The following is an 11,578-nucleotide window of genomic DNA, read 5'->3' on the forward strand; positions in this document are numbered from 1 at the left end:
GCCGGCATGAGCAGGCGGTGGTCGGTTGGACCGAAGCCGCCGCCCTGCCCGTGGTCAACGTGTTCCAACCTTTGCAAAACGCCCACGGCGACACCCTGCGCCTGCCCGCGCACCTGGAAGCCTGGAGCAAGGCGCCGATACATGCCCGTGTGAACGGTTACCTGAAAAGCTGGACCAGCGACATCGGCAGCAAGGTCAAGGCCGGTCAGGTATTGGCGGTGATTGACAGCCCCGATCTTGACCAGCAACTGGCACAGGCTCACGCACATATGCTGCAAGAGCAGTCCAACGCCAAGCTCGCCGCGACCACCGCGACGCGCTGGCAAAACCTGGTGGACAGCCATTCGGTGTCGCGTCAGGAAGCCGACGAGAAACTGTCCAACGCCGCAGCGGCGAAAGCCAACGCGCAGGCCGCCGAAGCGGACTATGCGCGGTTGTCTTCACTGGAAGACTACAAGACCATCCGCGCGCCCTTCGCCGGGACCATCACCGCGCGCAACACCGACATTGGCCAACTGGTGAAGGCTGACACCGACAGCGACCCGGAACTGTTCGACATCGCCGACACCCATCAACTGCGCCTGTACGTGCCGGTGCCGCAAAACTATGCCAGCGTGATTCGCCCCAACATGCAGGTGCAACTCAATGTGCCTGAGCATCCGGGGCAAACCTTCAGCGCCACGCTGGTGGGCAACTCGACCTCGATTGACCGACGTTCCGGCACCCTGACCGCACAGTTTGTGGTGCAAAACCCCAACGACGCCCTGCTGCCCGGCGACTACGCCGAAGCAGCCCTGTCGATTCCGGCAGACACCCATGGCGTGAGCATTCCGGCCAGTGCGTTGATCTTCCGCGCTCAGGGCACCCAGGTGGCCGTGCTGGACACCGCGCACCACGTGCACTTGCAAGACATTCATATCGGCATGGACCTGGGCGACAAACTGGTGATCGATCAGGGCCTCAAACCGACTGACACCGTCATCGATAACCCGCCTGATTCTTTGCGTGACGGCGACTCGGTCAAACTTGCCGATGCGGGAGCCCCTCATGTCGCCAAAACTTAAACGCAGCGCCTTGCTGCTGGCGCTCGCACTGCAAGGCTGCTCATTGGCCCCGACGTACAAACCGCCGGTGCTGGACCTGCCTCAGCACTACCGCGAACAGACCAGCGATGGCCCGTGGCACAGTGCGCAGCCGGGTGACAGCGTGTCGCCACAGTGGTGGCGCGCCTATCAGGATGAGCGCTTGAACGACCTGCAACAGCGCTTGCTCAACGCCAACCCGGACCTCGCTGCGGCCCTCGCGCACTTCGATTCGGCGCAAGCGTATGCCAGCCAGTTGCATGCCGGGTTGTTCCCGCAAATCACCGCCAGCGAGCAAACCTTGCGCCAGCGCCAATCGGACAATAGACCGTTGCGCGGCAGCACCCAGCCATCGGTGTACAACAGCAACACCGCGGGCTTTGCGCTGAGCTTCGATCTGGACCTGTGGGGCAAAATCCGTAACCAGGTCGCCGCCGGTGACGCGCAGGTTCAGGCCTCGGCCGATGACCTGGCGGTGGCCCGCTTGAGCTTGCAGAAGCAACTGACCGGCCTTTACGTTCAACTCGATGGCCTGGATGCGCAAAGCCGCATCCTGTCCAAGTCGCTGGACGATTACCGCCAGGCCCTGGACCTGACCAAGGCACGCTATCAAGGGCAAATTGCCTCGGAGATGGACCTGACCCGCGCACAGAACCAATTGGCTCAGGCCGAAGCGCAACTGGACGATGTGCGCGGTCAACGCAACCTCACCGAGCACGCCATTGGCGAACTGGTGGGCGTGCCCGCCAGCCAGTTCCAACTGGCCGCGCGCAGCGACACCTTAAACCTGCCGCAGCCACCGCAAGCCCTGCCCAGCACCCTGCTGCAACGGCGCCCCGATATCGCCGCAGCTGAGCGTCGGGTATTTGCCGCCAACGCGCAAATCGGCGTGGCCAAGGCCGCCTGGTACCCCGACTTCAGCCTGACCGGCCTGTTTGGCGGGCAGACTCAGGGCTACGGCAACCTGTTGGCGGCGAGCAACCACTTTTGGGCGCTGGGCCCGCTGGTCAGCTTGCCGATCTTTGACGGCGGCAGGCTCGACGCCCAAGAGCGTCAGGCCAAGGCCGAGTTCGAAGAAGCCTCTGCCCACTACCGCAGCCAAGTATTGCGCGCTGTACGCGAAGTCGAAGACAACCTGGCGCAATTGCGTGACCTGCAACAGGAAAACCTCGACGAACAAGCCGCAGCCAATGCGGCGCAACACACCCAGACCCTGGCCACCAACAGCTATGAAGCGGGCGCCGTGAGCTATCTGGATGTAGTGACCGCGCAAACCGCTGCCTTGCAGGCCGAACGCCAGGTACAAGCCCTGCGCACCCGGCAGTTGCAAGCCAGTGTCGGGTTATTGACCGCGTTTGGGGGGGGTTGGGAGGGGCAGCAGTAACGTATCACCTGTCTGCGTCGGCCTGGTTTTTTACGCTTGGCTCGGCGCAGGCCCGTATGAAGACTCAGATGTCCCGGTAAATACCTGCAGCTTCCATTTCGCGAATTTTGGCGTAGTCGCTTTCAATTTGGCCAAGGTCTGGATGAACCAGATAAACCGTACCGGGCTGGCTAAAAACATCGTTGGTGATACCGATGTGTTGTCCATCCGCCAGATAGAAAACCACTTCAAAAAATGAATCCAGACGGATCAATTCAGCGAGGAACGCTGTCTGTCGGAAAACACCTTCTTCAGTGTTTATGAGGCAGACATTGTAAGTGTATTTGAGCAACTTATAGTCCGCACCAGAAGCCAACAATTGCTCGAACTCTTTGGGGTGCGCAATAGAGAGCGCGACAGCATTAATTTGCCCCAGCCCAGTCGTTTCAGTGCAAACCTTGGACCGAAGAATCCCATCCGTGCGGGCCGCAATTTCGACCAACACCGGGCCTGTTTCTGTGTACATGACCTCAGCATGACTCGGTCCATTTTTTATTCCCAGGCTTTTAACCACCTGCCGGGTATAACGCACCAATTCGGCATATACCTCAGCACTGGAATCAATTAATTGATCGATGTCATACACAATTCTGCCCGACGCTAATAGGCGTTTTTGGTATTTGACAACCTCCGTCACTAATGACCGCCCACCTAAAGACACCATATTGACCACATACTCAGTGCCCAGCAAATACTCTTGCAGCAACACCTGCCTGTTCTCGATATTGAGCCGATTTCGCGTCCCTAGCACCTCTTTGAATGCACGCTCGCACGCTGCGAGATCAGGACATATATAAACTCCATCAGCCCCTGCGCTTTGAAGCGGTTTCACAACAATTGGAAATTTTTTTTGCGTTTTAATCCACTCGCATCCTGCAGCCCAATTATCAACTGCGCACTGTGCGGCAGCTGACAAACCCGCCTGAGTAATGCTGTCGATCATGTCATATTTATTTCTTCGCGCATAAGAACTGGCAGCCTCATTGGCATAGCTCAACCCGAGACGTTCATTCAATAGATCGGTCAGCAGCACGCCGCTCTCTGAACCCGCAATGATGACATCAACCTCAAACGGCTCCAGCTCAAATAATGTAGATTCAATATTGAGATGCGTCATTGATTTCTGATAAATACTGACATCAAATCCCACGTAGTAATAATCATCCATCACGGGATTGGACGCCAGATGCCACAAGAGGCAGCCGTGTTCGTGCAATTTTTTCGCCAAGAACTTACCCGAGGAAAACCCGTCAACTATTAAAACATTGATCATTTTAAGCCCTACCGTTTTTTCTGACGCTTGCAAGTGATAGCAGCAACAGCAACGCCACGATCACACCGACCGCTACAACACTCGACATGGAGAATGCAACACGCGAATCCATATATTGTAGCCATAGCGTAAATACTGGCAGTGTCAGCAATACAAAAGACACATGCAGCGCGCTGAAATGAAAAATTGATTGTTGAATCAAGTAAATCGGCAACACATGACCAAGGACAACCAACACCAACATCGGTGCTATCCACTCATTTGTGATTCTGAACGAAACAGTGTCTGTAAAAATAAGCGCACTGCACATCGTAACTATCAAAAAATTTCTGACCGCTAATATTTGCTCGACCTTCCAGTGGCGCGCAAATAATTTTTTAGAAGAAATGGTATACAGCACAGTCCCCAGCGCACATAACACCACACTGGTAATGCCGACAATTCGCTGTTCAAACGTCGTAGAGGAAATACCACTTTCCCCGACAAAAGATTGAAAGAGCATAATTACAACGGACAGCAACACGAGGCATGCTATCACTGCTTCGATCGGTGTCGTTTTACTGTCCGATTTTATAAACCTGGAAATAACTAAGGTTATTGCCGGGCCACAGGCGACAGATGCGACCCCTACGACCGCAGGTTCCAAATAGCGCAAGGCATAAAAAAGCCCTCCCCAGTTAAGGACAACGGCTACATTCACCCACACAACCAACAGACCTGCTTGCTTCACATTAGAAAACAATGACACTCGGTCTTTCCAGAGGCTATACCCGAGAAACAGCAATGAAGACGAAACAAAACAATAAAAAATGACCACAAGGGTATTTAGCGTCTGAATGACAAAAGCCACATAAACATCAAAGGCAGCACTGATAAAACAAAATAACAACCCTAACAAAACGCCCGTGCTTTTGATATGCATATAATTGACCTACGCGACGATAGTAGACCCCAGGCACCCATTGCCATCAAGTGCGGAACACGCCAAACCCCAATACCTGCACCTTCTCGTCAGACAGTTGTATTTTCATCAGCGTTTTAACCGTAATACCGGCCTTGTTGTAAACGTGAACTGCTCCCTTTTTTTCAACCTTTTCAACTGCGCAAACCACATCAACGACTTCAGCGCCACGTTGCCTGATCGATTCAATAAGGGAGATAACAGCACCGCCAGTGCTGAGGGTGTCATCCACAATCACAACCCGATCACCGGGATTAATACCATTGAGGTACAACGTGCCCTCAAAATATTCAGATGTAATATTAACCACCGCTTGGTTCACACTGTCCAGACTGTAGGTATACCAACGCGCCATGGCCATTGGAATACCGGTCAGCAGCGATACTGCTGTAGCCAAAGGTGCACCTTTGTCTTCTTCCGTGACAATTTTATCTGCAGTCAAATCCATGGACTTGACAACCTCATAAGCTACTTCATAAAGCACCTCTGGTCGCAAGGCCGGTAGTTGATCGGTGAATTCATTAACCGTAATCAAAGTCGATCCGGCACTCACAACTTTAGCGTTCTCGTAAACATCTTTAAGCAGTCTCATTGTGCCTCCGGATAGTCAGGATAATTACCTTCCCATCGACTTTTGTACTTCCAGGCGCTGTCAAAAAACAAAGTGATAATATTTTTATCCTTCACCACACGAGCGATTTCTTCGCACACCAACACATTTGCTCCGCAGGTGGGACCAATCCCGAAATCGTAGTCGGCAATAAACGTTTTCATTCGACCCCACGCTGCATGCCCCTCAACGACCCTTACATCGTCGATCAACTCAGACACGGTATTAACCGACAGCATCCCGGCCCCCATCCCCATAAGATTGTGAGGCTGATGCGCAAACAACTCGCCGCGTCGGGAGGCATACAAAGGCGCTGACTTATCGACCTCAACACCGACTGTCTTAATATTTTTATATTCCCGCTTCAACCTGTCGGCTATGCCACTAAACGTTCCGCCTGTCCCGATAGAACAGATAAAAAAATCTGGCACTACCTGTTGCTTCTGCAAATCACAGACTATTTCCAGACCACAGGCATGCCATGCACTTTTATTGAGTAAAGTATTGGATTGATCCAAAAAACAAACTTCGCCAACCCGATGGCTCTGCCTATATTTCTCTGCTGCTATAGCCGCGCCCATCAGGAACGTTTCTTTCGGTGTTTCAATAATTTGCGCGCCAAAAGAGAGGATCTGCCGTTTACGTTCATCAGTCATGCCTTCTGGCATAAAAACAACCACCTTATAGCCTTTTTCCCTGCCTACCCATGCAAGGGCTGCCCCGCCATTACCGGTAGAACAATCAATAAGTGTCATGCCTTTTTTGATGACGCCCTGCTGCTCCATGGTGTTAATGATATACAGATAGGTTCTATCTTTATGGCTGCCCGAAGGATTCATGTATTCACACTTTGAAAAAAGACGATTGCCATTCTGTAGCAATCCAGACACTTCCACCAAAGGCGTATTCCCAATATCAGCCAACTTCATTGCCATTTCCTTTCTGGTTCGAAACCGAGGCAAACGACTTACAAAACAGACGCTAACCCCACCCAGCACAACTCAACAAATAAAATATAATTGAAAATTCCTACACAGGACTACACCTGAAGCTTTCAGCCACTCCTAACTCATTGTTTTCATAACTTCATCAGGCGCCACTGACGCGCACTCAAACAATAACCAGCAACAACTTGAATTATTATCAGCGCTATTAAGCAACTCACGGATCACGGCATCGCAAGACAGCCGATTACCAAGCATGTCTATAGCCCGCCGAAGCAACTACCTTAATGCCTTAGTTTCAGGGCTGTTGCCTGGAGTCGATTTAATTAAGACACGCGGTAAAGAGACACACTTGCACAGAAGCTGCCGCAACCTGCGATCTTGAGATTTTCAAAGTCAAAAGATCACAGCCTGTGGCAGTTTCAGAGCCCAAGTGTATAGGGAGGAAGTTAGTGCTGGGCAGCTACGGTTTCGGAGGCTGCCAGCATGGCTTTGAGCAGCACCGCACAACCCGCTGCCAGGTCTTTGGGGTCGGCGTTTTCGATTTCGTTGTGGCTGATGCCACCTTCACAGGGCACGAAGATCATGCCCGCCGGGCCCAGTTCGGCGAGGAAGATCGCGTCGTGCCCTGCCCCGCTGACGATGTCCATGTGGCTTAAGCCAAGCTCACTCGCCGCATTGCGCACCGCGTTGACGCAGTCAGGGTTGAAGTACAGCGGCGGGAAATCAGCCGTCGGGGTGAGTTCAAAACTCAAACCATGTTTGGCACAGGTTGCCTCAATCACTTCGCGCACTTCGCTGATCATCGAGTCCAGCCGTTCCGGCTGCAGGTGACGAAAGTCCAGGGTCATGCGCACTTCACCGGGGATGACGTTGCGTGAGCCAGGGTAAGCCTGCAGGCAACCCACGGTGCCGCAAGCATGGGGCTGATGGCCCAGGGCGGCTTTGTTGACCGCCGCAACCACAGCCGCCGCGCCTACCAGCGCGTCTTTGCGCAAGTGCATGGGGGTTGGCCCTGCATGAGCTTCGACGCCGCGCAGGTTGAGGTCGAACCATTTTTGGCCCAGCGCCCCGAGCACCACACCGATGGTTTTGCGTTCGTCTTCCAGAATCGGCCCCTGCTCGATGTGCGCCTCAAAATAAGCACCCACCGGATGCCCGCTGACCTTGCGACTGCCTGCATAGCCAATGGCATTCAACGCTTCGCCAACAGTCACGCCTTGGGCATCGGTTTTGGCGAGAGTTTCTTCCAGGGTGAATTTTTCGGCAAACACCCCCGAGCCCATCATGCACGGGGCAAAGCGCGAACCTTCTTCGTTGGTCCACACCACCACTTCAATCGGCGCTTGGGTCTGGATGTTCAGATCATTGAGGGTACGCAGCACTTCGACCCCGGCCAGCACACCGAAACAGCCATCAAACTTGCCGCCCGTAGGTTGGGTGTCGATGTGGCTGCCGGTCATCACTGGCGGCAGGTCGGGGTTAAGCCCCGGTCGGCGGGCAAAGATATTGCCCACGGCATCGACGCTGACGGTGCAACCGGCGTCTTCGCACCAGCGTACAAAGATGTCCCGGGCCTGACGGTCGAGGTCGGTCAGGGCCAGGCGGCACACGCCGCCTTTGACCGTGGCGCCCAGCTTGGCCAATTCCATCAGTGACGCCCACAGGCGTTCACCGTTGATCGACTGGGTGGCTTGCTGCTGAAGGGGATGTGCTGCGTTCATATTGTTATTCCTCAGGCAGTTTTTATTGGGTCAGAGCGTGCTTTTGGCAGCCGCTGTTTGCGGGCTGCTCAGGCGGCACAAGCCGTAGTAAATCGCGGCACCGAGCAGCGACCCGGTGAACCAGCCGTAGTCATAAAACCAGCTGAATGCGCTGCTGCCCAACGACATCAGGGTCAAGACCACCGGCACACCGAAGGCGATAAAACCGTTCCAGTTCCAGGCCGGGTACACACCGTCGCGGTAGAGCCCGGCGAGATCGAGTTTTTGCTGACGGATGATGAAATAGTCGACCACCATGATCCCGGCAATCGGCCCCAGCAGGCTGGAGTAGCCCAGTAACCAGTTGGAATACACGGTTTCGAGGCTGACATCCGAAACCAGCAAACCGAGTTTCTTCAGCAGCTCATGGGCCATCAGCAGCAGCCCCACCAGCCCGGTCAAGATCACCGCCGTGGTGCGGTTGATGAGCTTGGGCGCAATATTCTGGAAGTCATTGGTTGGGGAAACGATGTTGGCGGCGGTGTTAGTCGACAACGTGGCGATGATGATCAACGCCATGGCCAGCGCGACCCAGCCGGGACTTTGAATATGGCCGATCAGGCTGACGGGGTCGGAGACGGTCACGCCCACCAGTTTTTGCGAGGCGGCGGTCATGATCACGCCCAAGGCAGCGAACAGGAACATGGTCAACGGCAGGCCAAATATCTGCCCCAGGATCTGGTCTTTCTGGCTTTTGGCGTAGCGGCTGAAGTCGGGAATATTCAACGACAAAGTGGCCCAAAAACCCACCATCGCCGTCAACCCGGCAAAGAAGTAGCCATACACGCTGGCCCCTTCAGGGCGTTTCGGCGGTTGGGCCAGCAGTTCGGTCATCGACACATTCGGCAAGGCCCACACCAGCAAGCCCAGCCCTACCAGCACCAACAGCGGCGCAGAGAGGGTTTCGAGCCATTTGATCGACTCGGCACCGCGCAGTACCACCCACAGGTTGAGCGCCCAGAACAACATGAAACCGATGACTTCACCGATGCCCCCCAGGCTTTTCCAGCCTTCGAACACCGAGCCCAGAAACAGGTGAATAGCCAGGCCGCCAAACAAGGTCTGGATCCCGAACCAGCCACAGGCCACCAGTGCCCGGATCAGGCATGGGACGTTGGAGCCGAGGATGCCGAACGAGGAACGTAACAGTACCGGAAAGGGAATGCCGTATTTAGTGCCTGCAAAAGCGTTGAGCGTCAGCGGAATCAGCACCACGATATTGGCCAGCAAAATCGCCAGCAGCGCCTCACCGACGGACAGCCCGAAGTAAGCGGTCAATACGCCGCCCAGGGTGTAAGTCGGCACACAAATCGACATGCCCACCCACAGCGCGGTGATGTGCCATTTGTTCCAGGTGCGTTCATGCACGCGGGTGGGAGCTATGTCGTGGTTGTACCGGGGGCTATCGAGAACTTCAGGCCCGGCTTCCAATTCGTACAAACCATTGCGTTCGGTGACTTGGGATCTGCTCGGTTGCATGCTCATTCACTCTCTTTTTATGGTGATTAACCCTGCGCACGGACGCAGAGCGATTCTCTGTGCAATCACCTGCGAACCTTGACGGTGAGGTAATGGCAGCGACAATCAAAAACTGTGCCGTGTTAATTATTGTGTTCACGGACAGTTGTGTTCACACCTTACAACTCGCTGGTTTATAAGCACTTTTAAACCGCACACAACACGCCGATAAACCCTTATCAAGAATAGTTTGCATTGCCGGATAGAACTAAACGAAACATATCGGTGCACGCTTATTTATTTTTGTTTGGCTCTGGCTGTTCTCCGAAGACTTCAAGCGCCTGATTTAGCATAAGAAACTTCACCCATATTTAATTCCTGTCAAGTGCGCCGAAATGGTGAAAGCACGCACCAATTTGGTGATTTCAAGATTAAATCTATATAAATCATTAAGTTAAGTAACACATACCTACTTGAAAATAATATTTGCTCATTCCTTAACAACCCACTAGATTTTATTCCTGTCACCAGTGACAGGAATAAAATCCTGTACTACGGTCGTAATAACAACATTAGAACCGGCCCCAGCCGGTCTGCCTGCGAGGAACTTGGTATGTCGCTGTTAATCCGTGGCGCTACGCTTGTGACCCATGATGAAAGTTACCGCGCTGATGTTTATTGCGCAGACGGTCTAATCCGCGCAATTGGCACTGATCTTGAAGTTCCGCCCAGTTGTGAAGTGCTGGATGGCAGTGGCCAATATTTACTGCCCGGCGGTATCGATCCCCACACGCATATGCAATTACCGTTTATGGGCACTGTTGCCAGTGAAGACTTTTTCAGTGGTACGGCAGCAGGTCTGGCAGGCGGGACAACGTCTATTATTGACTTTGTCATTCCCAACCCTCAGCAGTCGTTGCTGGAGGCCTTTCACCAGTGGCGCGGCTGGGCTGAAAAGTCCGCGTCGGACTACGGTTTCCATGTCGCCATCACGTGGTGGAGCGAACAGGTCCGCGAAGAAATGGCCGAGCTGGTGAGCCACCACGGCATCAACAGTTTCAAACATTTCATGGCCTACAAAAACGCGATCATGGCCGCCGATGACACCTTGGTCGCAAGCTTTGAACGCTGCCTGGAACTGGGCGCGGTGCCCACCGTGCACGCGGAAAACGGCGAGCTGGTGTATCACTTGCAACGCAAGCTGCTGGCACAGGGCATCACCGGCCCGGAAGCCCACCCGCTGTCGCGGCCTTCGCAAGTTGAGGGCGAAGCCGCCAGCCGGGCCATTCGCATTGCGCAAACCATTGGCACGCCGTTGTACCTGGTGCACGTCTCGACCCGTGAAGCGCTGGACGAAATCACCTATGCCCGCAGCCAGGGCCAGCCGGTGTACGGCGAAGTGCTGGCCGGGCACTTGCTGCTCGACGACAGCGTGTATCAAAACCCCGACTGGCAAACCGCCGCAGGTTATGTGATGAGCCCGCCCTTCCGTCCCCAGGGCCACCAGCAAGCGCTGTGGCACGGTCTTCAATCCGGCAATTTGCACACCACCGCCACCGACCATTGCTGTTTCTGTGCCGAGCAAAAGGCCGCCGGGCGTGACGACTTCAGCAAAATCCCCAACGGCACGGCGGGTATCGAAGACCGCATGGCCGTGCTCTGGGATGAAGGCGTGAACACCGGGCGCTTGTCGATGCAGGAGTTCGTGGCGCTGACCTCGACCAACACCGCGAAAATTTTCAACCTGTACCCGCGCAAAGGTGCAATCCGCGTCGGCGCCGATGCTGATCTGGTGCTGTGGGACCCGCAGGGTACACGCACCATTTCCGCTAAAACCCACCACCAGCAGGTCGACTTCAACATATTCGAAGGCAAGACCGTGCGCGGGGTGCCCAGTCACACCATCAGCCAAGGCCGGGTGGTCTGGGCCGATGGCGATTTGCGGGCCGAACGCGGCGCCGGGCGTTATATCGAACGCCCGGCCTACCCCGCCGTGTTCGACCTGTTGAAAAAGCGCGCCGAGCATCACCAGCCCGTTGCTGTAAAGCGCTGAGTACACCACCA

9 protein-coding genes are annotated in these 11,578 nt (G+C 54.7%); 3 read left to right on the top strand and 6 right to left on the bottom strand.

What is annotated here, in order from left to right:
• A partial coding sequence (locus GHO41_RS14555; RefSeq protein WP_153433962.1) for an efflux RND transporter periplasmic adaptor subunit occupies nt 1-1,064 on the top strand: 1,064 nt, incomplete at its 5' end.
• Nucleotides 1,048-2,466 (top strand): efflux transporter outer membrane subunit, encoded by a 1,419-nt coding sequence (locus GHO41_RS14560; RefSeq protein WP_153433963.1) that lies wholly within the window; start codon nt 1,048-1,050, stop codon nt 2,464-2,466. The genes GHO41_RS14555 and GHO41_RS14560, both read left to right, overlap by 17 nt.
• Nucleotides 2,467-2,530: 64 nt before the next feature.
• Here GHO41_RS14560 and GHO41_RS14565 read toward each other — a convergent pair whose 3' ends face one another.
• From GHO41_RS14565 to GHO41_RS14590, 6 genes are all read right to left on the bottom strand, one after another.
• Entirely contained in the window at nt 2,531-3,778 is a 1,248-nt protein-coding gene (locus GHO41_RS14565) for an ATP-grasp domain-containing protein (protein WP_153433964.1), read from the bottom strand.
• 1 nt (nt 3,779) lies between these two features.
• Entirely contained in the window at nt 3,780-4,700 is a 921-nt protein-coding gene (locus GHO41_RS14570; protein ID WP_153433965.1) for an EamA family transporter, read from the bottom strand.
• A gap of 46 nt (nt 4,701-4,746) precedes the next feature.
• Complete coding sequence (locus tag GHO41_RS14575; RefSeq protein WP_153433966.1) at nt 4,747-5,331, bottom strand: phosphoribosyltransferase family protein; 585 nt, start codon at nt 5,329-5,331, stop codon at nt 4,747-4,749.
• The gene (locus GHO41_RS14580) at nt 5,328-6,278 is read right to left on the bottom strand and encodes a cysteine synthase family protein (RefSeq protein WP_153433967.1); all 951 of its coding nucleotides are present in this window, start codon (nt 6,276-6,278) and stop codon (nt 5,328-5,330) included. Before GHO41_RS14580 ends, GHO41_RS14575 begins: the two co-directional genes overlap by 4 nt.
• Before the next feature lie 464 nt (nt 6,279-6,742).
• Nucleotides 6,743-8,017, bottom strand: coding sequence for a Zn-dependent hydrolase (locus GHO41_RS14585; RefSeq protein ID WP_153327452.1), 1,275 nt, complete (start codon nt 8,015-8,017; stop codon nt 6,743-6,745).
• Between the two features lie 30 nt (nt 8,018-8,047).
• Nucleotides 8,048-9,535, bottom strand: coding sequence for an NCS1 family nucleobase:cation symporter-1 (locus tag GHO41_RS14590; protein ID WP_153327464.1), 1,488 nt, complete (start codon nt 9,533-9,535; stop codon nt 8,048-8,050).
• A 592-nt stretch (nt 9,536-10,127) separates the two neighbouring features.
• On the opposite strand from GHO41_RS14590, the gene hydA reads away from it, so the two are divergent.
• Nucleotides 10,128-11,567 (top strand): dihydropyrimidinase, encoded by a 1,440-nt coding sequence (gene hydA, locus GHO41_RS14595; RefSeq protein WP_048368949.1) that lies wholly within the window; start codon nt 10,128-10,130, stop codon nt 11,565-11,567.
• The last annotated feature ends 11 nt before the right edge of the window (nt 11,568-11,578 follow it).

The sequence above is a fragment of the Pseudomonas sp. FSL R10-0399 genome (assembly GCF_009600165.1).
Classification (GTDB): domain Bacteria; phylum Pseudomonadota; class Gammaproteobacteria; order Pseudomonadales; family Pseudomonadaceae; genus Aquipseudomonas; species Aquipseudomonas helleri.